Here is a 23878-nt window from a genome sequence, read left to right as displayed (position 1 = left end):
GAATCGTTCACATCCCGCGTGAGGTCCCGGCAGCGCGGGAACCGATCCCGCGCGCGGGCGTCGAGCCCCGCATGCGACGGTGCAGCCCGGATCGGGGCCGCGCCGTCCGTCGGTCGGGGGATCGCGGCAGGATGAACAGGATCGAGACGGGCGCCCGCGGCGCCGGCAGCCGGACGCCCTCGGCCAAGGCCCTGCGCGGCCTCGACGCGCTCAACTTCTTCCTCGCCGACGTGCGCGACGGCCTCGGCCCCTACCTCGCCATCTACCTGATCGCCGTGCGCGGCCCGGATCAGGGCTGGAACGAGGCCACGACCGGCCTCGTGATGACCATCGCGGGCATTCTCGGCCTCGTGGCGCAGACGCCCGCCGGCGCGTTGATCGACGCCACCAACCACAAGCGCGCGGTGGTGATCGGCGGCGCCATCGCGGTGACGGCGAGCTGCCTCGTCCTGCCGTTCATCACGAACTTCTACCTCGTCACCGCCACCCAATCGATCGCCCACGTCGCCGGGACGATCTTCCCGCCGGCGCTCGCCGCGATCACGCTGGGCCTCGTCGGGCCGAAGATGTTCGCCAAGCGGATCGGCCGCAACGAGGGGTTCAACCACGCCGGCAACGCGGTCTCGGCCGCGCTGGCAGGCGGGCTCGCCTACTTCTTCGGGCCGGTGGTCGTGTTCTGGCTCATGGGCATCCTGGCGGCGCTGTCGATCGGCGCCATGCTGCTGGTACCGGCCGACGCCATCGACAACGACCTCGCCCGGGGCATGACCGAGGAGGAGGAGCAGGCGCAGGACAAGCCCTCCGGCCTCGCCACCCTGCTGCAGAACCGGCCGCTCCTCGTCTTCGCGGTGCTCTGCGCGATTTTCCACCTCGCCAACGCGGCGATGCTGACCTCGGTGGGCCAGCTCCTCACGCACGTCTCGGGCAAGGACCATGCGACCTCGCTGATCGCGGTCTGCATCGTGGCGGCGCAGTGCGTGATGGTGCCGGTGGCGATCTTCGTGGGGGCGAAGGCCGACGTGATCGGCCGCAAGCCGATCTTTCTCACCGCCTTCGGCATCCTGGCGCTGCGCGGCGTCCTCTACACCTTGTCGGACAACCCGTTCTGGCTGGTGGGCGTCCAGCTCCTCGACGGGATCGGGGCGGGCGTCTACGGCGCGCTGTTCCCGATCGTGGTCGCCGACCTGACCCGCGGCGGCGGCCGGTTCAACGCCGCCCAGGGCGCCGTGGCCACGGCCCAGGGGATCGGCGCGGCCCTGAGCGCCACGCTCGCCGGCGTGATCATCGTGTCCGCCGGCTATTCCACTGCCTTCCTGGCGCTGGCGGCCATCGCGGCGCTCGGGTTCGTCCTGTACCTCGCGCTGATGCCGGAGACCCGCACCACGATGCGCGCGGGCAGCGAGCCCGAGAGCGGCGCAGGCATGCCGCCGGCCGTGCCGGCGAGCGCCTGAACGCGGCTCCGACGCGCTCGAACGGAGGGGCGCGTTCCCGGCCCTGTCGGCCGCGCCTCAGGACACGGCGGCGAGTTCCAGCGCGGCGCGTTCCGGGCCGGCCTGCGCCGGGGCGACCGCCTCCGGCGGCGCCTTCCGCGAGACGTAGTAGATATCGACGGCGCGCCAGAACGCCCCCTGCTCCTCCATCGAGCGGCGCGCGAGGGATTTCTCAAGGATCGACATCGCGGCCCGCGCGGGCTCGCTCCGCTCGAGTTCCTCGAGCAGGCCGGCGAGATGCAGCATGGGGCTTTCCTCCGAGCGGACGGCAACCCCGATTAACGCCCGAGCCTGCGTAACGATCCGTTACGCCCTGCATGTCGGCGCCCTGCATGATCCTTGCCTCGGGACGGGGCGCGGCTACCATCCCCGCGTCGAGTCCGACTCGCTCCCCCGTCAACCACCGAGGATCTCCGATGTTCTCCTGCCGAAGCGGCACGGCTCTTCCCCTGCGCGGAGCGGTCTTTGCCCTGGCCCTGGCCAGCGGATTCGGGGCGGCCCCCTTGAGCGCCCGCGAGATGCCCGAGGCCGGCACCGCGGCAGCGGCGAAGAAGCCGAACGTCGTGATCCTCGCCACCGGCGGCACGATCGCCGGCGCCGGGGCGGACGCCGCCAACAGCGCCACCTACACGGCCGCCAAGGTACCGGTCGACAAGCTGATCGCGGCCGTGCCGCAGGTGAACACCATCGCCAATGTCCGCGGCGAGCAGGTCTTCCAGATCGCCTCCGAGAGCTTCACCGACGCCCAGCTCGTCCAGCTCGGCAAGCGCGTGTCCCAGCTCCTGAAGCAGGACGACGTCGACGGCGTCGTCGTCACCCACGGGACCGACACCCTGGAGGAGACCGCGTTCTTCCTCGACCTCGTGGTGAAGAGCGACAAGCCGATCGTGGTGGTGGGCTCGATGCGGCCGGGCACGGCGATCTCGGCCGACGGCGCCCTCAACCTGCTCGACGCCGTCACGGTCGCGGCCAGCAAGGAGGCGATCGGCCAGGGCGTCACCGTGACGATGAACGACTACATCCAGTGCGGCCGCGACGTGAACAAGCGGACCAACATCGTGCCGAGCGCCTTCTACAGCCAGTGGGGCCCGCTCGGCATGGTGGTCGAGGGCAAGACCTACTTCTTCCGCTCGCTGACGAAGCGGCACAACATGAGCTCCGAGTTCGACATCGACCAGATCGACAGCCTGCCGCTGGTCGGCATCGTCTACGGCTCGGGCAACATGATCCCGGGTGTCTACGACGCCGAGGTCCAGGCGGGGGCCAAGGCGATCGTCAACGCCGGCACCGGCAACGGCTCGGTGCCCGGCTACCTCGTCGACAAGCTGAAGGACATCCGCTCAAAGGGTGCCATCGTGATCCGCTCGTCGCGCGTGCCGGACGGCTTCGTCCTGCGCAACGCCGAGCAGCCCGACGACAAGTACGACTGGGTGGTCGCCCACGACCTGAACCCCGCCAAGGCCAAGATCCTGGCGGCCGTGGCGCTGACCAAGACCAACGACACCAAGGAGCTGCAGCGGATCTTCTGGGAGTATTGAGCTCAGGAACGCGCCGCGTCTCTGAGGTGCGACCCCATCCTGATGCATGCCTCGAAGGAGCGCTTTGAGGCGTGCTGAGGTCAGGCGTCCAGGATGACCGGCCGCCACGGCCTCCGGACGATGGCGTGAGGTCACCGTCTTTGCGTGCGCAGCGAAGCAATCCAGGCTCGCGCTGTCCTGGATCACTTCGCTCCGCTCGTGATGACGATGCGGGGGCATCGATCGAAACCGTGAGCGAACGCTGACGTGGACTTGGGGTTTCCTGAGCCGGCGGGCAGACCTCATGTCGTCACCGGCGCTCACCCGGGTTACATCCCGCGGCGCACCCCCTAGATACCGGTCACCGACGCGGCCGCCTGGGCCGTGCCCGAATCGCGGCATCAGCCTTGCGCCCGTCGGCATCGAGCCTGGAGGAACGAGCATGACCGAGCTTCATCCCGAAGTTGCGGCGGTCACCGAGCGCGTCGTGGCGCGCTCCCGCGAGACCCGGCGCGCCTATCTCGACCTGATCGCCCGCGAGCGCGAGGCGGGGGTCCGGCGCGGCAAGCTCGCTTGCGGCAACCTCGCCCACGGCTTCGCGGCCTCCGGTGAGGACAAGGCGGCGATCCGCGACGAGCGGACGGTGATGAATATCGGCATCGTCACCGCCTACAACGACATGCTCTCGGCCCATCAGCCCTACGGACGCTACCCGGACCAGATCAAGCTGTTCGCCCGGGAGCGCGGCGCCACCGCGCAAGTTGCGGGCGGCACGCCGGCCATGTGCGACGGGGTCACGCAGGGGCAAAGCGGCATGGAGCTGTCGCTGTTCTCCCGGGACACGATCGCCCTCTCCACCGCGGTCGCGCTCAGCCACGGCATGTTCGACGGCGCGACGCTGCTGGGCATCTGCGACAAGATCGTGCCGGGTCTGCTGATCGGCGCGCTCCGCTTCGGTCACCTGCCGACGATCCTGATCCCGGCCGGGCCGATGCCCTCGGGGCTGGCCAACAAGGAGAAGCAGCGGATCCGCCAGCTCTATGCCGAGGGCAAGGTCGGCCGCGCCGAACTCCTCGAATCCGAGTCGGCCTCCTACCACGCGGCCGGGACCTGCACGTTCTACGGCACCGCCAACTCGAACCAGATGATGATGGACATGATGGGCCTGCACATGCCGGGCGCGTCCTTCATCAATCCCGGCACCAAGCTGCGCCAGGCCGTGACCCGGGCGGCGATCCACCGGCTCACCGAGATCGGCGGCGCCGGAAACGACTACCGGCCCCTCGGCCTCTGCGTCGACGAGAAGGCGATCGTGAACGCCGCGGTCGGCCTCCTCGCCACCGGCGGCTCCACCAACCACGCGATCCACCTGCCGGCCATCGCCCGCGCCGCCGGAATCGTGATCGACTGGGAGGATATCGACCGGCTCTCCAGCGCCGTGCCGCTGATCGCGCGCGTCTACCCGAACGGGGCCGGCGACGTGAACCATTTCCACGCCGCGGGCGGCATGAGCTTCGTGATGGCCGCGCTCCTCGATGCCGGCATGCTGCACGACGACATCCTGACGGTGGCGGGCCAGTCGCTGCGCGACCATGCCCGCGACCCGAAGCTCGACGGCGACGAGCTGGTCTTCGAGGACGCCGTGCCGGAGAGCCTCGACGACACGATGCTCCGCCGGCCCGGGAACCCGTTCCAGCCGGATGGCGGGATGCGGCTGGTGAAGGGCAATCTCGGCCGGGCGACGTTCAAGACCAGCGCGGTCGAGGAGCACCGCCGCAACATCGAGGCGCCGGCGCGGGTCTTCTCCGACCAGGACGAGGTGCTCAAGGCCTTCAGGGCCGGCGAGCTGGAGCGGGATGTCGTGGTGGTGGTCCGCTTCCAGGGCCCGAAGGCCAACGGCATGCCCGAGCTGCACAAGCTCACCCCGCCGCTGGGCGTGCTGCAGGATCGCGGCCACAAGGTCGCGCTGGTGACCGACGGGCGCATGTCGGGGGCATCCGGCAAGGTTCCGGCCGCGATCCACGTCAGTCCCGAGGCCCTGGGCGGCGGTCCGATCGGGCGGATCCGCGACGGCGACATCGTCCGGCTCAGCGCCGCCGAGGGCTTGCTGGAGGTGCTGGTCGATGACGCGGAGCTGGCTGCCCGGCCGGAGGCCGAGGCGCCGGAGCCGGCACAGGGCACCGGGCGGGAGTTGTTCGCGTTCATGCGCCAGGGGGCCGATACGGCGGAGCGGGGCGCTTCGGCGATGCTCGCCGCCGCCGGCCTCTGAGATTGACGAGGAGGTGCCGACCATGAACGATCTGACCAGCATCGACGCGCTGATGCGCTCCGTGCCCGTCATTCCGGTCCTGGTGATCGACGACGTGGCCCAGGCCCGGCCCATCGCCGAGGCCCTGGTGAAGGGCGGCCTGACCGCCCTGGAGGTCACCCTCCGCACGCCGGCCGCCCTCGACGTCATCCGGGAGATGACCCGGGTCGAGGGTGCGGTGGTGGGCGCCGGGACGGTGCTGAACCCGCGCGATCTCGACAGGGCGCTGGCGGCGGGGGCCGAGTTCATCGTCTCGCCGGGTCTGACGGAGCCGCTGACCGACGCCGCCAAGGCCAACGGCGTGCCCTACCTGCCGGGCGTCGCCACGGCGGCCGACATCATGCGCGGGCTCGATCACGGGCTCGACCGGTTCAAGTTCTTCCCGGCCGAGGCCGCGGGCGGGATCAAGGCGCTGAAGGCGCACGCGGCGGTGTTCGGCGCGGTGCGGTTCTGCCCGACTGGCGGGATCACCGAGGCGACCGCCCCCGACTGGCTGGCGATCCCGTCCGTGCTCTGCGTCGGCGGCAGCTGGGTGGTGAAGCCCGGCGCGCCCGATCCGGCGGCGATCGAGCAGGCGGCCCGGGCCGCTTCGAAGCTGCGGAAGGCAGCGTAGGCGGACGGGCCCCTACTGGTGACGCTGGAGCGGAACGCGCGCCTCTGCCTCCCCTCCGCGGGGAGGCAGAGAAGCGGATGCGGCCCGCCCTACTCCGCCGGCAGCGGCTGCCTCTGCTGCCGCGGGATGAACACGCCGCCCTCCGGCTCCAGCGTGATGCGCCGGTCGTGGAAGGCGTGCAGCGTCGAGCGGTGGCCGATCGACACGATCGTCGTCCCGGGCAGGCGCTCGCGCAGCATCCGGTAGAGCGCCGCCTCGGACGGCTCGTCGAGCGAAGCCGTCGCCTCGTCGAGGAACAGCCATTCCGGCTTGGCCAGGATTGCGCGGGCGATGGCCAGGCGCTGCTGCTCGCCGCCCGAGAGCCGCCGCTCCCAGGTGTCGGTCTCGTCGAGATGGTCGATTAGGTGGGCGAGCTGGGCGGCCGTCAGCGCGTCCTGGATCGCCGCGTCCGAGAACTGATCGGTGGTGTTCGGGTAGACCACGGCGCCGCGCAGGCTCCCCTGCGGGATGTAGGGCCGCTGCGGCAGCAGCAGCGCCGATTGCCCAGCGGGCACATCGACCCGGCCCTTGCCGAACGGCCAGATCCCCGCGATCGCCCGGAACAGGGTCGACTTGCCGGAGCCCGAGGGGCCCGTGACCAGGGTCGCACCGCCCCGCGGCAGCGTCAGCGCGTCGGCGGTGACGATCGGCCGTCCGTTCGGCAGGGCGAGGACGAGGCCGCGCGCGGTGACGTCCCCCGTGCTGTCGTTGCCCTGGACCAGGCCGTAACCGGCCGATTCCAGCGCCTCCGCCTTGGTCATCGCCCGGCGGAAGGAATTGAGACGGTTGGTGTTGGCCTTGTAGGCGGCCAGCGTCGTGTAGGAATCCACGAAGAAGGACAGCGAACTCTGCACCTGCCCGAACGCCTGCGAGGTCTGCTGGAGGGCGCCCAGCGTGATCTTCTTGGCGAAGAACGACGGGGCCGCGATCACGAGCGGGAAGATCACGCTCGCCTGCCGGTAGCTGAACGTGAAGGCGATCAGCTTGATGCGGCGGAAGATGATCCCGATGTAGTTCTCGATGACGCTGTGGAACAGGCTCGAGAGCCGCGAAATCTCCGCCCGCTCGCCGCGCAGCAGGGCGATCTGCTCGGAATAGATGCGGTTGCGAGCCAGCGCGAAGCGGAAATTCGCCTCCACCTTCTCCTGCCGGAAGTCGAGCCCGATGAGCGGCCGCCCGATCAGGTGGGTGAGCCACGTGCCGACCACCGCGTAGGCGATCACGAGGAAGACCAGGAAGCCCGGGATCACGGTATCGGTGAACGGCAGGACGAAGTCGCGCGACAGCGTCCAGAGGATCACGATGAACGAGACGAGCTGCGCGGCCTGGCTCAGGAGACGGATCGACAGCGTCGTGGTCTGCACGATGAAGCTGTTGACGTCGGCCTGGATGCGCTGATCCGGATTGTCGGCTTCCTCGTCGGTGAACGGGATCCGGTAATGCGTGCCGTTGCCCAGCCAGCGCTCGTACAGGCTGTGGGTCAGCCATGTGCGCCAGCGGATCAGCAGCGAGGAATCCACGAACAGGTCGAACATGCCGATGGCGATGTTCAGCACGGCGATCGGAATGAACACCCAGAGCAGCTGGTACCAGAAGGCGTCCGCGTTGTACTCCTGAAGGGCGTTGAACATGTCGCGGTAGAAGAAGTTGAACCGCAGCGTCAGGGCCACGTCGGCGAAGTTCACGAAGATCGAGAGCGCCACGAGGTTGCGGCCGATCCGGCCCTCCGTGGTGCCGAACCAGCGGAACAGGCCGATCTCCTTGGTCGGCTTGTCGCGGTTGGCAAAATACGGGTCGGCGATGTTGGTGATCGCCCGGATCGGTTCGAGATACGAGATGCCGAGCACGATCGCGGCGAAGACCACCGCGCCGGTGGCCGCGAAGGCGGGCGGGAGCAGCGCCGCGATCACCGGCGGCAGCAGGCCCATGGCGCCGATCGTCTTCGATCCTGCCAGGAGCAGGTAGCCGACACCGTAGACCGAGACGAAGACCTTCAGGTAGGCCGAGATGCCGTTCGAGGCGATCAGGATGCCCGCCATGACGAAGCCGGCGAGCGAGACGTAGAGCGGCGGGCTCGGGATGCCGGGAAACGCCAGCAGGATCAGCGCGGCCAAGGCCGTGAGCACGGCCTGGATGCCCAGTCCGGTCCTGAGTGCTGCCACGCGTCGATCCCCCATCCGTGCGCGCCCGCTCGTCAGGACGCTGCCGGCGGCCTTGGCCGCAGGTGATGGCCAGATAGTGGCACTGGCCCCGCGCTGTCGCGTGAAACTTTGGTCACGTTTCGGCGGTGCGGCGATTTACGCGGGTGGCGCGGCTACCAGTTCCACTCCTCGAAGCCCGGCTCGCGGCACTGATAGCCGATCGGGCATTGCGGATTGTCGCGCGTGGGGGCGAAGCGCAGCTCCGCGATCTCGGAGCTGGCGCATTGGCCGGGGCCGCTGACGAAGCGCTCCGGCGCTGCCCCGGTGGCGATGACGACGTCGCCCTCGCTCCTCACCAGGGCCATCGCCTCGGCACAGGTCATGCGCGCCGTCATCGAGCCGCGCGGCGGCCGCGATTGGGCACGGGCCTCGATCCCGGCCGCGACGGCGGCGAGGTGGGTGAACAGCAGAGCGAGGGCCAACGGCCTCATCGGTAACGGGTTCCGGCACGCACCCGGGAAGAAAGCCCGCGGGTCTGACGCCATCCTGCACAAGCGGACCGTCCGCGACTGTCACCGGAATGTGCCACCGGGCTGCTTTCGCCGTCGAGCCGCCGCAATCACCGGATTAGGAGATTCCGGGATCGCCGAAAGCAGCTGTAGATTTGTGATCGCGGGTGCCTGCAAGGGCGGCCCCGGCACCACGGCGCAAGCGGCCCCGCGGCACGCGTCTCCGGCGCCCGGCGTGCCGACCGACCCGCGCCGGATCCAAGGGACCCAGCGATGTCCGCTCTCTCGATCCTCGACATCTCCGCCGTGCGCGCCGCGCCCGTCTCCCGCGAGCCCTACGCCTTCACGCTCGGCCAGAACGTCCTGAATCCGGACGCGATCGACGACATCCGCCGCGACTTCCCCGACATCGCCAAGCCCGGCTACCTCACCGTCGACGAGGTCGCCCTCAAGGGCCGTTTCAAGGCGCTGATCGACGAGCTGGAGAGCGACGCGTTCTCCGAGATCCTCGGCGAGAAATTCGGCATCGACCTCGTGTCCTGCCCGCGCCTGACCACGATCATGCGCCGCAGCCAGCTGAAATACGGCTCGATCCACACGGACGGCCCGTCGAAGGTGCTGACGCTTCTCGTCTACATGAACGACGCCTGGGACGCCCCGGCCGCGGGCCGGCTGCGCGTGCTCTACGACGGCCGCAACTACGAGCCCTTCGCGGTCGAAGTGCCGCCGACCATGGGCACGATGTTCGCGTTCCTGAGGGCCGACAATTCCTGGCATGGCCATGAGCCCTTCGAGGGCGAGCGGCGGGTGGTGCAGGTCGCGTGGCTCAAGGACGCGTCGGAACTGGAGCGCAAGCGCAAGCGCAACCGCACGGCGCAGTTTCTGAAGGGTATCTTCGGCCGCTGAACGGACGATAGGGGGCGGACCATGGGGGCGGTCGTGCTGGTGGATCCGGGCGACGGGGCGCGTTCCGGCTCCGGGCGTCGCTACGCGCTGCCGACCCTTCTGGTGGTCGGCTGGATCGGCCTCTTCGCCTACAGCGCCGCCTACCTGACGGAGGACCTGCCGTTCCGCCCCGCAGCACCGGAGGCCAGTGCCTCCGCGGCCTCCGCCGGGCAGCGCGCGACCTCGCGCCGGTTCGTGATGCTCGACACGCCCGACGAGGCCGCCGCCGCGCCGGCCGCCGGCGCCGTCACGGCGAGCCCGCAGGTGGCCGCCGCGACGCCGGCCGCGAACGCCCGCCTCGCACAGGCGACCGCGCCTGCCTCCCTCTCGCCCCCTGTTTCCGCACCCGCCGAGTATGTCGGCGTCTGGGGCCCGAGTCCCGAGGCCTGCGGAGCCCAGTCGCGGCGGCGGGGCTATATCCCGGCCACGATCACGCAGGACCGCGCCCGCGCCGGACGCACGATCTGCAGCTTCCATGACACGCGGCGGGTCGGCGGCGGCTGGGTCACCTCGGCCGAGTGCAGCGACCGCGGTCGGCGCTGGTCATCGCAGGTTCGCCTTCAGGTAGACGGGGACCGTCTGACCTGGTCGAGCAGCCGCGGGACCTCGGCCTATACGCGCTGCAGCCGCCGCGCCGGCTGAGGTCAGCCTGCGCCGGCCGCGCGCAGGACGATCCGCGCGGCCGCCCGGCTCGGCGTGTCGGCTTCCGCGAGCCGCATCAGCCCGTCGATCCGCGCGAGCGCGGCAAGCTGGGCGTCGCGACCGGCGCCCCCGGCCAGGAGCGGCCTCAGGGCGTCCGCGAGCCGCTCCGGGGTGCATTCGGCCTGGACGAATTCCGGCATGGCGTTCTCGGCGAGGATCAGGTTCGGCAGCACGATGCTGGGGACCTGGATGAGCCGACGAGCGATGAACTCTTCCGCCCGCGAGACCTTGTAGGCGACGACCATCGGAACGCCCGCGAGCGCCAGTTCCAGCGTGACCGTGCCGGAGGCGGCGAGCGCCGCCCGCGCCTCCCGGAAGGCGGCGTATTTCGCCGCCTCGCCGGTGACGATCCGGACCGGTACCGTCCAGTCGGCGGAGAGCCGCTCAATGAGCGCCCTGTGGCGCGTCACGGCAGGCAGGACCGCCTCGACCGCGAGCCCGGCGGCGACGCGTGCCAGCGTCGCACCGAAGACCGGCATCAGCCGCTCGATCTCGGACCGGCGTGAGCCGGGCAGCACGACGAGGCTGTGGGGAGCGGCGTCGCGCCGCCGCAGATCCGAGCGGGCAGGCCGCAGTTCCGGCAGACGCTCGATCAGCGGGTGCCCGACATAGGTGCAGGGCGGCCCGCCGAGCCGCAGATGTGCGTCCGGCTCGAAGGGGAGCAGGGCCAGGACATGGTCGATGAACGGCCGCATGCCCTTCGCCCGCCAGGGCCGCCACGCCCAGACGCTCGGCGAGACGTAGTCGACGATCGGGATGGCGGGTGCAGTCTTGCGCACCCGCCGCGCCACCGCGTGGGTGAAGCCGGGACTGTCGATGATCACCAGCACGTCCGGCCGGGCGCGGATCGTGGCCTCCACGGTCTCGCGGATACGCCGCAGCAGGGTCCGGGCGCGGGCGAGGACCGGGAGGTAGCCCATCACCGCCACGTCATCGAGGGGGAACAGGGACGCGAAGCCCTCCTCCGCCATGGCCTCACCGCCGACGCCGCCGAAGACGGCGTCGGGCTCTGCCTCGCGCAGGGCGCGCATCAGCTTGGCGCCGAGCTGATCGCCGGAATCCTCGCCCGCCACGAGCCAGATGGTCCGGTGCCGGTCGGTCACGGCGTCGCTCCGTAGCCGACCACGAAGAGGCCGAGGCTGTCGGCTACGGCGGCCGTGGCAACCCGGTCGATGATCAGGGTTCCGCCGGCCTCCAGCGCCAGGCCGACGCAGCCCGCCCGGGCCGCGTTCCGCACGGTGCGCGGCCCGATCGCGGGGAGATCGATGCGGCGATCCTGGCCGACCTTGGGCGCCTTCACCAGCACGGTGGCGGGCATCGCCCGGCCGAACCCGAACGGGCGCCGGCCCAGAACCCGCGCCCGGGCGAGCATGCGGTCGGTGCCCTCCGGCCCCTCCACCGCGAGGATCCGATCGCCGGCCAGAGCCACCGCCTGACCGAGGTCGTAGGGCGAGAGGGCGTCCAGAACCCCGCGCCCGGAACGGATCGAGGCGGCCGCTTCGGCATCGGGCGTCCGGCGTCCGATCGGGCCTTCCGGGCAGAGCAGATCCGGCGCGGCCTCGTGGACGCCCACGACCCGATGGCCCTCCTCTTCCACCAGCGTGACGGCGGCCCGCAGGAGCCGGTCGTCGCCCCCGCCGGCGATCGCCCGCAGCGCTTCCCGGTTGCGCAGGGCGGCGCCGGCATTGAGGATCGCGGCCGGGCTCGGCCGGGAGACCCCGCCGGCCGGCACCACCACAGCCGGCCCCCAGCGCCGCAACAGCTTCAGGGTGGCGGCGAGGTCGAGCAGGTCGACCGTGGCATCGGCGCTGGCGCGCAGGGTCGCCCCGGTGAAGCCCCGCAGGGCGATCACCCGGAACGGCCGGCGCGCTCTGCGCAGCGACTCGGCGACGAGTTCAGGCAGGCGGCCGGCCCCGGCGATCAGGACCAGGGCACCCTCGGGGGTCGGATCGGCCTCGGTCACTGCCCGGCCGCTCAAGCGGCGCTGATGGGGGTCGGAATCTCGCGCGGCGTGCAGATCGAGCGCTTGCCGCCGAGGCGGATGAAGTCGAGGATCTCGCGGACTGCGGCGTGGGATTCGAAGGTCGCGGCCACGTCCTCCACACGCTCCATCAGCGTGCCCTCGGGGGCGAAGAGCAGGCGATAGGCCCGGCGCAGGGCGTGGATGTCCTCCCGGGCGAAGCCGCGGCGCTGCAGCCCGATGATGTTGAGCCCCGACAGGTAGGCCCGGTTCCCGAGTACCATGCCGTACGGGATGCAGTCGTTCTCCAGACCCGACAGGCCGCCCACGAAGGCATGCGCGCCGACTCGCGCGAATTGGATCACCGCGGCGCCGCCGCCGAGGATCGCGTAGTCGCCGACGCTGCAATGGCCCGCCAGCATGACGTTGTTGGAGAAGATCACGTGGGCCCCGACTTGGCAGTCGTGGCCGACATGTGAATTCGCCAGAAAGGTGCAGTGATCGCCGACCGCCGTTTCCAGGCCACCACCGCTGGTGCCCGGATTCATCGTGACCCCCTCGCGGATCAGGCAATCGGAGCCGATCGTCAGGGTCGAGGCCTCGCCCCGAAACTTCAGGTCTTGCGGCTGGTGTCCGATGGACGCGAAGGGGAAGATCCGGGTCCGGGCGCCGATCGTGGTGCGGCCGGCCACGACCACGTGGCTGATGAGTTCGCAATCCGGTCCGAGCACGACTTCCGGCCCGACATGGCAGAAGGGACCGATCCGTGCCCCGTCGCCGATCCGGGCGCCGGATTCGATCACGGTACTCGGATGGATGAACGGCGCGCTCACTCCGTCACCAGCATGGCGCTGATCTCGGCTTCGGCGACCAGCGTGCCGTCGACCCGGGCCTCACCGCGGAACCACCACATGGTTCGGCGCTGATTCAGCTTCGTCATGTGGTAGCGAACCTGGTCGCCGGGGGTGACGGGCTTGCGAAACTTGCACTTGTCGATGGTCATGAAGAACACCTGCTTGGTGTTCCGCCCATCCGCCCGGATGTGGCGGCAGCAGATCGCGCCCGCCGTCTGCGCCATGCCCTCGATCAGGAGCACGCCCGGGAAGACCGGCATGTCCGGGAAATGACCCATGAATTGCGGCTCGTTGGCCGTGACGTTCTTGATCCCGACGCAGGATTCGTCCCGGTCGATCTCGACGATCCGGTCCACCATCAGGAACGGGTAGCGGTGCGGCAGCAGCTCCAGCAGCGTCTGGATATCGGCTATGCCCAGCTCGGTGCCGGTCTCGCGCGCCGCCTCACTCATAGAAATCCGCACCTCGACTTGCCGCCCCGGGCGGCCCACAATCCGGCCGCCATGGGCGCACCGACCGCCCTCTTCGGAAGAAATCGCCGGAAGTGCAAGGCCTGCCCGGTCAGGCGTCGTCGCCGGCCGGGTCCTTGCTCGAGCGTTCGGCGAGACGCGCGAGCGTCGTGAGCTCGCGGAACCAGGCTCGCACGGGTTTGGCGGGCGTCCCGCCCCAGCGGCTGCCCGGCGGTACGTCGCGGTTGACGTTGGAGGAGCCGGCGATCTGCGCGCCACGGCCGATCCGCAGATGGCCGACGACGCCGACCTGTCCGCCGAGGACGACGTAATCCTCCAGCGTGGTCGAGCCCGAGATGCCGACCCCCGACACGATGACGCAGTGGCGGCCGATGATCACGTTGTGGGCGATCTGGACGAGATTGTCGATCTTGGTCCCCTCCCCGATCACCGTGTCGCGCGAGGCGCCCCGATCGACGGTGGTGTTGGCGCCGATCTCGACATCGTCCTGCACGATCACGCGCCCGACCTGCGGCACCTTCAGGTGGGAGGCGCCCATGGCGAATCCGAACCCGTCCTGGCCGAGACGGGCTCCCGGATGGAGGATCACCCGGTTCCCGAGGAGCGCGTGGCTGAGCGTCGTGCCGGCACCGACCGAACAATCGCGCCCGATGCGGACGCCGGGACCAATCACGGCGTTTGGTCCGATCACGGTCCCGGCACCGATCTCGGCGCCCGGCCCGATCACCGCACCGGGATCGACCGTGACGCCGTCCTCGAGCCGGGCCTCCGGATGGACATGGGCGCCGGATGCGACGCCGCGGACGGCGAACTGCGACCCGGGACGCAGGGCGTCCGGATGAAGACGACCGAGCAGGGCCGCATAGGCGCGGTAGGGATCGCGGCTGACAAGGGCGATGGTGGCGGCGGGACAGCGCGCCGCGAACCGGGGCGAGACCAGGCACACGCCCGCCCGCGTCGCCGCGAGGGCGTCGCCGTAGCGGGCGTTGTCCATGTAGGCGAGGTGGTCCGGACCGGCACTCTCCAGGGAGGCCGCGCCGCCGAACCGACGATCCGGATCCGCTCCCTCGGGGAGGCCGGTGCCCGCGGCTGCCGCGATCTCGGCCAGGGTGAGGCCGGTGGCGGCGGCGGTGAAGAAAATGGGATCTGACATGTTCGACAACGCGCCGGCCGGGACAATCCGGCCGGCGCGCGTTTTTTATCAGAAGCGCGAGCCGCCGGAGAAGCGGAACGCCTGGACCTGATCGGCGCCGATATGGCCGTACTTGCCGAGGATCGGGACGAACACCTTCTGACCCTCGTCCTTGGACAGAGCGTAGGCGTAGTCGAACCGGATCGGGCCGAGCGGCGAGTTCCACAGGATGGACGCGCCGATCGAGGATCGGATCGCCGCCGTGTCGCGGACGTTCACGCATTCCGGCTCCACGCCGATCGTGAAGGCGTTGAAGTTGCACTTCCCGGTCGTCGGCGAGACACCGTTGATGAAGGCGTCGCCGTTCACGTTGAAGTTGCGCTGGCCGTGATAGCCGAACAGCGTGCCGGCGTCGGCGAAGAGCGCGCCCTTCAGGCCCAGATCGCGCGGAACGAGGGGCAGCGGGAACTGCACTTCGAGGGTGCCGCCGACGTAGGTGGAACCGCCGATCGCGTTCGAGCGGGCGTCGGCGATGCCGACGTCGCGCGGACCGATGCCGTTCGGCGCGAAGCCGCGGACCAGCGACGGGCCGAGGAAGAACTGGTCGGTCACCCGCAGCGGATCGTTGTTGAGCGACGAGATGTGGCCGCCCTGGAAGCGGATGAAGCCGACCACGTCCTCGAAGATCTCCTTGTAGTACCGCGCGTCGGCGGTCACGCGGAAGAACTTGGAGTCGCCGCCCAGGCCCGCGACGTCGGGCTTCAGCTCGGCGTAGAGGCCGTTGCGGGGCGCGCCGATCACGTCGAGGGTCGAGTAGGCGAGCGTCAGGCCGGCCAGCGAGGTCAGCGTGTTGCCCTGCGAGCCCTTGATGGCGATCGAGGCTTCGCCGTCATACGCGCAGTTCGGGTAGACCGACTGGCCACCGATGTTCCGGCCCGTGTTCGGGTCGATCGTGCCCGCCGCGTAGGTGGCGGTGTAGCCCGGGATCGGGATCGAGCAGTCGTTGTACGGCCGCTTGAGGGTGTTCGGCACCTTCAGCTCGGTGTTGTACAGCGAGTAGCGCAGCGTGATGCCGAACTCCTCGGTGATCGGCAGGCCGAGGCGCAGCTGACCGCCATACACCGTGGTCTCGTAGCGCGAGTACCGGGTCAGGTCGGAGTACTTGTAGAAGGCATCGAAGCCCGCCGCGAGACGGTAGCCGAGGAAGTACGGCTCGGTGAACGAGAAGTCGACGCCGCGCGAGTACTGGCCGCCCGTGCCGGCGAGGCGAACGTACTGGCCGCGACCGAGGAAGTTCGACTCGGAGACCGAGACCTCGCCGATGATGCCGTCCTGGGTGGAGTAGCCGCCCGCCACCGAGAACGAGCCCGTGGGCTGATCCTCAACGTCGATATTGATGACCACGCGGTCCGGGGCCGAGCCGGGCTCGTTGGAGAAGCGGACCTTCTTGAAGAAGCCCAGGCCGTTCAGGCGCCGCTCGGCGCGGTCGGTCAGCACGCGGTTGTAGGCATCGCCCTCCGCGATATCGAGCTCGCGGCGGATGACGTAGTCGCGGGTGCGGGTGTTACCGCGGATGTTGATGCGCTCGACGTAGACGTGCGGGCCGTCCTCGACCACGAAGCCCAGGGAGACCTGATGGCTGGCCGGATCGCGCTGGCCGGTCGGGCGAACCTGCGCGAACGGGTAGCCGGCGCGGTTGACCTCGCGGGTGACGTTGTTGAGCGTCTTCTCGACGTCGTCGGCGTTGTAGATGTCGCCCACGGAGGTCGCGATGTCGGTGTCGAGCTTCGTGGTGTCGAGGCCTGGCAGGCGCGAATCCACCTGGACGGCGCCGACCTTGTACTGCTCGCCCTCGTTCACCGTGACAGTGATGACGTAGCCGGACTTCTCGCCCTCGACGTAGCGCGCGTCGGCGCTGACCACCTGGAAGTCGGCGTAGCCGTTCTTCAGGTAGTAGCGGCGGACCTGGTCGAGGTCGTTGGTGATGCGGTCGGGATCGTAGACGTCGGAGGTCTTGATGAACGACAGGAAGTTCATCTCCGAGGAGCTCATCAGCCCCTTCAGGGTCCGCTCGGAATAGGCGTTGTTGCCGACGAAGTTGATCGAGATGATACCGGTCTTATCGCCTTCGTCGACCTGGTAGATCACGTCGACGCGGCCGTTGGGCAGGTCGACCGTGCGGTAGGTCACCTTGGCGGTTCCGCGGCCGAAGCGCTTGTAGACGTCGCGAATACGCGCGAGGTCGGCGTTGATGATCGCCTCGCTGTACGGGCCCCGGGCCTTGGCCTCGACGATACCCTCAAGGGTGGCCTTCTCGACCTTCTTGTTGCCCTCGAAGACAACGCGGTTGATCAGGTTGTTCTCGCGGACGGTCACCACCGTGCGGCCACCCGACTGGGCGACCTTCACGTCGGAGAACATCCCGCTTGCGAGCAGGTTGCGGCGGGCCTCCTCGGCGGAGCCGGACGCCGTCCCGGTCACGTAGGACCGGATCGTGTCCGCATCGACGCGCTGGTTGCCCTGGACGACGATCTGCTGCGCCTGGGCGGCCCCGCTCAGGACAACGCCAAGACCCGCAGTGACTAGGACGATGGTTTTCCGCACCGACTTACGTCGGGGCTTCCCCGTCAACGACATCATGCAATCGCCCGTTTCTGTTCTGGTCGCGGGGGTTAGCCCGTCACAGGCGACCGTTGATCGGCCGTCCCGTCACCTGGTCCAAGCGTGGCTTCGGTCCAAGCGTAGCTCTTAGCGGGATTCCCCTGCCAAGCAAACGCGCGGGAGGCCATCGTCAGGGGATTTTGGGGGGTCGTGGCCTTCGCGCCACTTAACGGTGCGGTCAGCATGCCGACAAACCGCAGATCGTGGTGAACGGCGCGTAAACGTCTCAGTCTTCGAGCGTTTTCAGCTGGGCTCGCGATGCCGTGAACCCGATCTTAACCCCGTTTCGACGCGCCGCGGCGGCGTCATCCGGGCGGTGTCCGGGCGAGATCGCGGCGGGATTGGGGCAGCCTTTCCGGTGGAGATCCGGCGGGGATCCCGGGATCCCTGCCGAGCTCGGATCAGGTGTTCCGCCAGGAGGCGCCGAGATTGAGGATGTCGTTCCAGGCGGCGAACAGCATCAGCATCAGCACCAGGGCGAGCCCGATGCGGAATCCGATCTCCTGGGCCCGCTCGCTGAGCGGACGGCCGCGCACCACCTCGAAGGCGTAGAACAGCAGGTGCCCGCCATCGAGCAGCGGCACCGGGAACAGGTTGAGCAGACCGATCGAGACCGAGAGCAGGGCGATCAGCCCGACCAGACCGCCGACGCCGCCGGTCTTGGCGACCTCGCCGGAGACGCGGGCGATGCCGATCGGACCCGAGAGCTGGTCGGCCGATTCCCGGCCGGTGACGAGCTTGCCGAGATACGAGAACGTGCGCTCGACGACGAAGTAGGTCTCCTTCACGCCGAGGTTGAGCGAGTCGAGCGCCCCGTAATTCACGAGTCGGGCCTCCGAGCCCGCGGGCGAGCGGATGCCGAGCCGGCCGATCCGGTGGCGGCCGAAGGGCGTCTTCTCCTCGAAGGTGGCCGGCGTCGCCTGGATCGTGATGGGCTGGTCGTTGCGCTCCACCGTGAAGGTCAGCGGTGTGCCGGCGCTGCCGGTCACCGTGCGGTACATGGCGTTGAAGTCGCCGATCTTCTCGCCGTCGATGGCGGTGATCACGTCGCCGGGCTGGAAGCCGGCCTGAGCGGCGACGCTGTTCGGCTCCACCGACGAGACCCGAGCGGGCAGCTCGTAGCGGCCGCCGAGCCAGATGGCGCCGGCGAAGAGCAGGATCGCCAGGATGAAGTTCGCCACCGGCCCGGCGGCGACGATCGCGGCGCGCTTGGAGACGGGCTGGGTCGGGAAGCTGATCGCCCGCTCCTGCGGGCTCATCCGGGCGACGGCCTCGGGATCGGGCATGCTGGCGCCGTTCACGTCGCCGTGGAACTTCACGTAGCCGCCGAGCGGGATCGCGCAGAGCTTCCAGCGGGTGCCGCGGCGGTCGTTGAACCCGAACAGCTCGGGACCGAAGCCGAGCGAGAAGGCATGCACGCCGACCCCGCACCAGCGCCCGACCAGGAAGTGGCCCATCTCGTGCACGAACACCACGACCGTGAGCACGAACAGGAACGGGATCACGGCACCGAAGAAGCCGCCGGCGGTGCCGCCCATCGCGTTGAGGAAGTCCATAAGCCGTATCCTGGCCGTCTCGGCGCCGGCTTCTCGGGCCGGCCATCCGCCCTGTCTAGCAGATGGGCGGTGCCGACCGCCAACCCAATCCTGCACGCCGGCCGCGGAAGGTCGCACGCACCGTCCGATTCCGCACCCGCCGATCGAACGGGCTCGGAGCTGCCCGTCAGTGGCCGCCCCCGCCGCTCGCCCCGGGACTCGGCCTCCGGATCACGGGAACCGCACAGGCCATCGCCAGGAACAGGATTGTGAGCGCCAGGAACACATCCTCGAAGGCCATCACGAGGCCCTGGATCCGCACCGTGTTGGTCATCGCCTTCAGCGCCATGTCGGATGCGGCGCTGCCATAGGCGTCGAAGCCGCGCTGCATCGTGTCGAGGCGCTCCACCGCGGCCGTGCTCGCCCAGGTGAAGCGCTCGTGCAGCCGCGCGAGGTGGAGGTCCCACCGGTCGTTGAGGATCGTATTGATCAGCGCGAGACCGACCGCACCGCCGAGGTTGCGAGTCAGGTTGAAGAGCCCCGACGCGTTCTTCATCCGCGCCGGCGGCAACGTCCCCAGGGCGATGTTGTTGATCGGGATCATGCACAGCATCAGCGAGCAGCCGCGCAGCACCTGCGGCAGCAGCAGCTCGTAGAAGTCCCAGTCCTTGGTCAGGCCGGTGACGATCCACGTGCCGCAGGCGAAGCCGACGAAGCCCACGCCCATCATGATGCGCGGATCGACCTTGCCGGAGAGCCGCCCGGCGATCGGGGCGGTGGCGAACATGCACAGGCCCGAGACGAACATCGTCTCGCCGATCATCAGCGCCGAGTAGCCGCGGACCCGGGCGAGGTAGACCGGGTAGATGTAGGTCAGCCCGTAGAGGCCGATGCCCAGCACGAAGCTCGCCACGCAGCCGCTGGCGAAGTTCCGGTCCGAGAAGGCCCTGAGATCGACGATCGGCTGCTTCGCCGTGAAGACCCGCCAGAAGAACAGCAGCGCCGAGGTTCCGCAGACGATGGCGCAGGCGAAGACCGCCTCGTCCTGCAGCCAGTCGTGGTTCGGCCCCTCCTCCAGCACGTATTCGAGGCAGCCGAGGAAGCCGGCCATGAAGGCGAGCCCGGCCCAGTCGAACGATTTGATCAGGCCGTAATTGGGCTCGTCGAAATCGACCAGGATCCAGGTCGAGACCGTCACGAAGATGCCCGGCACGACGTTGATCAGGAACAGCCAGTGCCACGACAGGATGTCGGTCAGGTAGCCGCCGACCGTCGGCCCGATCGTCGGCGCCAGCGTCGCCACGAGACCGATCATCGGCGAGACGATGGTCCGCTTCGAGGGCGGGAAGATCGTGAAGGCCGCCGCGAAGACGGTGGGGATCATGCCGCCGCCGATGAAGCCCTGGAGCGCCCGCCAGACGATCATCTCGCCGATCGACGAGGAGGTGGCGCACATCAGGCTCATCACCGTGAAGCCGCCCGCCGAGATGGCGAACATCCACCGCGTCGAGAGCACCCGCGACAGGGTGCCGGAGAGCGGGATCGAGATGACCTCCGCGATGAGATAGCTGGTCTGGACCCAGGGGATCTCGTCGCCGGAGGCCGAGAGGCCGGCCTGGATCTCGTTCAGGGAGGCCGAGACGATCTGGATGTCCAGGATCGCCATGAACATCCCGAAGACCATGCAGACGAACGCCACCATGCGGCGGCGGTCGAGGGGCGCCTCGGCGGCGCCGGCGGGCGCTCCCGGCGCGAGGGCTGCAGTGGCGGCCATGGCCGGCCTCAGCGGCTCGCGGTGCTGATCGGGCGCGCGACCGAAGCCCGGTCCAGGACGGACCGGTCCGCGCCGGCGCGGGTATCGACCCGCACCACCACCGACAGGCCGGGCCGCAGCAGGCCCTCGCGGGCGACCTCCTCGGGCACGCGCACCCGCACCGGCAGGCGCTGGACGATCTTGGTGAAGTTCCCCGTCGCATTGTCGGGCGGCAGCAGGCTGAACACCGAGCCGGAGGCCGGCGAGAACGATTCCACGACGGCGTGGATCTCGCGGTCCGGATAGGCGTCGACCGTGACCGTCACTGGCTGGCCGGGACGCATGCGCTCGACCTGGGTCTCCTTGAAGTTCGCGTCGATCCGCACGCTCTGGAGCGGCACCAGCGCGGCGATCCGGGTACCCGGCCCGACATAGGCGCCGGCCTCGACGGCCTTGTTGCCCACCACCCCGTCGAAGGGCGCGCGGATCTCCGTGAAGGCGAGGTCGCGGCGGGCCCGGTCGACGGCGGTGCGGAGTTCCGCCGCGAGGCTCTCGGCCTCGCGCTTCTGCGCCTGCAGGACATCGACATTGGCGCGGGCCGCCACCAAGCCCGCCTCCATGGCCTTGACGGAAGCGTCGGTGCGGTCGCGGTCGGCGCGGGTCTGATCGATGCGCGACTTGGCGACATAATCGGCCTGCATCTGCGTCGCCCGGGTGAAATCGGCCTGGGCGCGGACCGCGTCGGCGCGGGTCGCGTCGAGTTGCGCGGCGGCCTGGGCGACCTGCGCCTGGGCGGCCTCGGCCTGCCGGGCGATCCGTGCGATCGTGCTCTCCTGCGTGGCGAGCTTGTCCTGAGCGGCCTGCAGCGCGAGGCGGTAATCGCCGTCGTCGAGCTTGGCGATGACGTCGCCCTTCCTGACCGCGAGACCGTTCACCACCGGGACGGAGTCCAGGTAGCCGGAGACCTTGGCCGCGAGCACCGAGATATCGGCCTGGACATAGGCGTCGTCGGTGGAGACGAAGAACCGCCCGACGGACCACCATTGCCATCCCTGGTAGGCACCGCCGCCCAGCACAGCCGCCAGCAGGCCGAGCAGGACGAGCCTCTTCAAGGGACGCTTGCGGGCCGGACTTGTCTCGGCAGCGGCCGGGCTCGGTGCGGACACGCCGACGGCGACGGGCGCTGGCGGGGCGGGTTGCTCGGCGCGCTCCTCGTCGCTTGTGGCAATACGGGCCTCAAGACCGGTATCGAGCCGATCGGCGTCCTCGCGCAGGGACATGTCAGCGCCTCGAGATCAATGACCGAACCGTTCGGTCAATAACGAGGCACGACTTGACGCGCCCCCGAAGAAGCCACAGGTTATTTTGACCGAACGGTTCGGTCAAGCGTGGCGGCGTCACGGACGCGGAGCGGAATGATGGCTCAGGGTGCGGTTCTGGAACGGGGTCAGGCCCAGCACGAGGGCGACAAGCGTCAGCAGATTCTCGAGGGCGCGCGGACCGTCTTCCTGGCGGCGGGTTTCGACGGCACCAGCATGGGCGAGATTGCCCGCACGGCCGGGGTCTCCAAGGGCACGCTCTACGTCTATTTCGAGAACAAGGAAGACCTGTTCGAGGCCCTGATCATCCAGGAGAAGAGCAGCCTCGCCGAGGCCCTGTTCACCCTCGACGCGGACGATCCGGACGTGACCGCCGTGCTGACGCGTCTCGGCACCAGCTTTCTCGCCGAGATGTGCCGGCCGCAGCATGTGTCGGTGGTGCGGATGGTGATCGGCGCCTGCGAGAAGTTCCCGCGCTTCGGGCAGGTCTTCTACGAAGCGGGACCCGCCTGCGGCGTCGACCGCCTCTCGCGCTATCTCGACGCGCAGGTCCAGGCGGGACGCCTGGTGGTCGCCGATACCGAACTCGCGGCCCGGCACTTCCTCCACCTCTGCCAGGCGGGGCTGCTGACGCGCCTGCTGTTCGCGGCGGGCGGCATCGCCGGCGAGGCCGAGATGCGCCATCAGGTCGACGCGGCGGTGCGGGTGTTCCTGGCCGGCTACGGCCCCACGCGCTGAGCCGGGGGTCAGCCGGCGGCGCGCAGCTCGGGCAGGGCCTCGGCGCTCCAGATCCGTACATGCGCGTCGATGGCGAGCGCCTCGTCGACGTCGGCCGGCGCGGTGCGATACTGCGCGGCGAAGTGCGCGCAGGCGCGCTCGACCAGATCGCTGATGCCGTAGAAGCCGATCCGGCCGGCGATGAAGGCCGCCACCGCGATCTCGTTGGCCGCGTTCATCACGGTCGGCGCCGCACCGCCCGCGGCCAGCGCCGCCCGGGCGATCCGCAGACAGGGAAAACGCGCCTCGTCCGCCGCCTCGAAGGTGAGCGACCCGAGCGTCACGAGGTCGAGGGGGCGGCCGCGCTCGATGGCCAGCCGGTCGCCGAGGCCGAGGCAGTGCGAGATCGGCACCCGCATGTCGGGCAGCGCCAGCTCGGCCGTCACCGCGCCGTCGAGCCAGTAGACCATGCCGTGGATCACCGATTGCGGATGCACCACGACATCGAGGCGCTCGGGCTCGATGCCGAACAGATGGTGCGCCTCGATCAGTTCGAGGCCCTTGTTCATCAGGCTCGCCGAATCGATGTTGATCTTCATGCCCATCGACCACGTCGGATGGGCGGCGGCCTCGGCCGCGGAGGCGGCGGCGATCCGCTCGCGGGTCCAAGTCCGGAACGGGCCGCCCGAGGCCGTGATCATCATGGTGCGGACATCGGCCAGCGGCCGGCCGGCGAGCGCCTGGCTCAGGGCGTCGTGCTCGGAATCCATCGGCAGGATCGTGGCGCCGTAGCGCGCCGCGTCGCGCATGAAGGCGTCGCCGGCACAGACGAGGCTCTCCTTGTTGGCGAGCGCCACCTTGCGGCCGAGGCGAAGCGCGGCATGGGTCGATTTCAGGCCCGCAGCGCCGCTCACGGCCGCCACGACGATGTCGGCGTCCCGGGCAGCGGCCTCCATGACGGCCCCCTCCCCCGCACCGTTGGGGATGCCGGAGCCCGACAGGGCCTCGGCAAGCGCAGCGCCGGCGGATTCGTCGGCAAGCGCCGCGAACGAGGCGTTCAGCTCACGCGCGACCTTGGCCAGGGCTACGGGATCCTTGCCGCCGACCAGGGCGCCGACGCGGAACCGGTCGGCATGCTGGGCGAGCAGGTCGGCGGTGGAGCGGCCGATCGAGCCGGTGGCGCCGAAGACGGTGACGACCTGGGTCACGGGTT

The 23878-nt window shown here is 69.8% G+C and carries 20 protein-coding genes; 7 read left to right on the top strand and 13 right to left on the bottom strand.

Annotation, left to right across the window (positions count from 1 at the left end):
- The first annotated feature begins 131 nt into the window (after nucleotides 1-131).
- Complete coding sequence (locus BLT59_RS14030; protein ID WP_091780973.1) at nucleotides 132-1451, top strand: MFS transporter; 1320 nt, start codon at nucleotides 132-134, stop codon at nucleotides 1449-1451.
- 57 nt (nucleotides 1452-1508) lie between these two features.
- On the opposite strand, the gene BLT59_RS14025 is transcribed toward BLT59_RS14030, so the two are convergent.
- On the bottom strand, nucleotides 1509-1736 hold the full coding sequence (locus BLT59_RS14025; RefSeq protein WP_091780969.1) for a hypothetical protein: 228 nt from the start codon (nucleotides 1734-1736) through the stop codon (nucleotides 1509-1511).
- Nucleotides 1737-1906: 170 nt separating this feature from the next.
- On the opposite strand from BLT59_RS14025, the gene BLT59_RS14020 reads away from it, so the two are divergent.
- The 3 genes from BLT59_RS14020 (at nucleotide 1907) to eda (ending at nucleotide 5928) form a co-directional block, all read left to right on the top strand.
- The gene (locus tag BLT59_RS14020; RefSeq protein WP_091780965.1) at nucleotides 1907-3028 is read left to right on the top strand and encodes an asparaginase; all 1122 of its coding nucleotides are present in this window, start codon (nucleotides 1907-1909) and stop codon (nucleotides 3026-3028) included.
- Between the two features lie 421 nt (nucleotides 3029-3449).
- Entirely contained in the window at nucleotides 3450-5276 is a 1827-nt protein-coding gene (gene edd / locus BLT59_RS14015) for a phosphogluconate dehydratase (RefSeq protein WP_091780962.1), read from the top strand.
- A gap of 22 nt (nucleotides 5277-5298) precedes the next feature.
- Nucleotides 5299-5928 carry a bifunctional 4-hydroxy-2-oxoglutarate aldolase/2-dehydro-3-deoxy-phosphogluconate aldolase gene (gene eda, locus BLT59_RS14010; RefSeq protein ID WP_175544012.1) on the top strand — a complete coding sequence of 210 codons (630 nt, stop codon included), beginning with the start codon at nucleotides 5299-5301 and terminating at the stop codon, nucleotides 5926-5928.
- 89 nt (nucleotides 5929-6017) lie between these two features.
- Here the strand turns inward: eda and BLT59_RS14005 are convergent, their stop codons facing one another.
- Complete coding sequence (locus tag BLT59_RS14005) at nucleotides 6018-8129, bottom strand: ABC transporter ATP-binding protein/permease (protein WP_091780959.1); 2112 nt, start codon at nucleotides 8127-8129, stop codon at nucleotides 6018-6020.
- 152 nt (nucleotides 8130-8281) lie between these two features.
- On the bottom strand, nucleotides 8282-8599 hold the full coding sequence (locus BLT59_RS14000) for a hypothetical protein (protein WP_091780957.1): 318 nt from the start codon (nucleotides 8597-8599) through the stop codon (nucleotides 8282-8284).
- A 291-nt stretch (nucleotides 8600-8890) separates the two neighbouring features.
- On the opposite strand from BLT59_RS14000, the gene BLT59_RS13995 reads away from it, so the two are divergent.
- Together BLT59_RS13995 and BLT59_RS13990 are read left to right on the top strand one after the other, a co-directional pair.
- The gene (locus BLT59_RS13995) at nucleotides 8891-9523 is read left to right on the top strand and encodes a 2OG-Fe(II) oxygenase (RefSeq protein WP_091780954.1); all 633 of its coding nucleotides are present in this window, start codon (nucleotides 8891-8893) and stop codon (nucleotides 9521-9523) included.
- Nucleotides 9524-9544: 21 nt separating this feature from the next.
- The gene (locus tag BLT59_RS13990; RefSeq protein ID WP_091780952.1) at nucleotides 9545-10204 is read left to right on the top strand and encodes a peptidase inhibitor family I36 protein; all 660 of its coding nucleotides are present in this window, start codon (nucleotides 9545-9547) and stop codon (nucleotides 10202-10204) included.
- Between the two features lie 2 nt (nucleotides 10205-10206).
- Here BLT59_RS13990 and lpxB read toward each other — a convergent pair whose 3' ends face one another.
- The 9 genes from lpxB to BLT59_RS13945 form a co-directional block, all read right to left on the bottom strand.
- Complete coding sequence (gene lpxB, locus BLT59_RS13985) at nucleotides 10207-11367, bottom strand: lipid-A-disaccharide synthase (protein WP_091780949.1); 1161 nt, start codon at nucleotides 11365-11367, stop codon at nucleotides 10207-10209.
- Nucleotides 11364-12227, bottom strand: a complete 864-nt coding sequence (gene lpxI, locus BLT59_RS13980) for an LpxI family protein (RefSeq protein ID WP_091780946.1) — start codon at nucleotides 12225-12227, stop codon at nucleotides 11364-11366. Before lpxI ends, lpxB begins: the two co-directional genes overlap by 4 nt.
- Nucleotides 12228-12238: 11 nt before the next feature.
- Nucleotides 12239-13057 carry an acyl-ACP--UDP-N-acetylglucosamine O-acyltransferase gene (gene lpxA, locus BLT59_RS13975; protein ID WP_091780943.1) on the bottom strand — a complete coding sequence of 273 codons (819 nt, stop codon included), beginning with the start codon at nucleotides 13055-13057 and terminating at the stop codon, nucleotides 12239-12241.
- On the bottom strand, nucleotides 13054-13530 hold the full coding sequence (gene fabZ, locus BLT59_RS13970; RefSeq protein ID WP_091780940.1) for a 3-hydroxyacyl-ACP dehydratase FabZ: 477 nt from the start codon (nucleotides 13528-13530) through the stop codon (nucleotides 13054-13056). The genes lpxA and fabZ overlap by 4 nt, the downstream gene beginning before the upstream one ends.
- Nucleotides 13531-13639: 109 nt before the next feature.
- Nucleotides 13640-14701: a UDP-3-O-(3-hydroxymyristoyl)glucosamine N-acyltransferase gene (gene lpxD, locus BLT59_RS13965; RefSeq protein WP_091780937.1), complete on the bottom strand. Its 1062-nt coding sequence runs from the start codon at nucleotides 14699-14701 to the stop codon at nucleotides 13640-13642.
- 48 nt (nucleotides 14702-14749) lie between these two features.
- A complete protein-coding gene (bamA, locus tag BLT59_RS13960) occupies nucleotides 14750-17320 on the bottom strand; it encodes an outer membrane protein assembly factor BamA (RefSeq protein ID WP_091780934.1) in 2571 nt (856 codons plus the stop codon).
- Between the two features lie 422 nt (nucleotides 17321-17742).
- Complete coding sequence (locus BLT59_RS13955) at nucleotides 17743-18897, bottom strand: M50 family metallopeptidase (protein ID WP_091780931.1); 1155 nt, start codon at nucleotides 18895-18897, stop codon at nucleotides 17743-17745.
- 166 nt (nucleotides 18898-19063) lie between these two features.
- On the bottom strand, nucleotides 19064-20650 hold the full coding sequence (locus BLT59_RS13950; protein WP_091780927.1) for a DHA2 family efflux MFS transporter permease subunit: 1587 nt from the start codon (nucleotides 20648-20650) through the stop codon (nucleotides 19064-19066).
- Between the two features lie 8 nt (nucleotides 20651-20658).
- On the bottom strand, nucleotides 20659-21909 hold the full coding sequence (locus BLT59_RS13945; RefSeq protein ID WP_091780923.1) for an HlyD family secretion protein: 1251 nt from the start codon (nucleotides 21907-21909) through the stop codon (nucleotides 20659-20661).
- Nucleotides 21910-22047: 138 nt separating this feature from the next.
- Here BLT59_RS13945 and BLT59_RS13940 point away from each other — a divergent pair, with 138 nt between their 5' ends.
- A complete protein-coding gene (locus BLT59_RS13940; protein WP_091780920.1) occupies nucleotides 22048-22686 on the top strand; it encodes a TetR/AcrR family transcriptional regulator in 639 nt (212 codons plus the stop codon).
- A gap of 8 nt (nucleotides 22687-22694) precedes the next feature.
- Here BLT59_RS13940 and dxr read toward each other — a convergent pair whose 3' ends face one another.
- The gene (dxr, locus tag BLT59_RS13935) at nucleotides 22695-23873 is read right to left on the bottom strand and encodes a 1-deoxy-D-xylulose-5-phosphate reductoisomerase (RefSeq protein WP_091780916.1); all 1179 of its coding nucleotides are present in this window, start codon (nucleotides 23871-23873) and stop codon (nucleotides 22695-22697) included.
- Nucleotides 23874-23878 lie beyond the last annotated feature (5 nt).

The organism is Methylobacterium sp. UNC378MF (genome assembly GCF_900103195.1).
In the GTDB taxonomy this organism is placed as follows: Bacteria; Pseudomonadota; Alphaproteobacteria; order Rhizobiales; family Beijerinckiaceae; genus Methylobacterium.
This window is presented reverse-complemented; position numbering and strand designations above follow the sequence as displayed.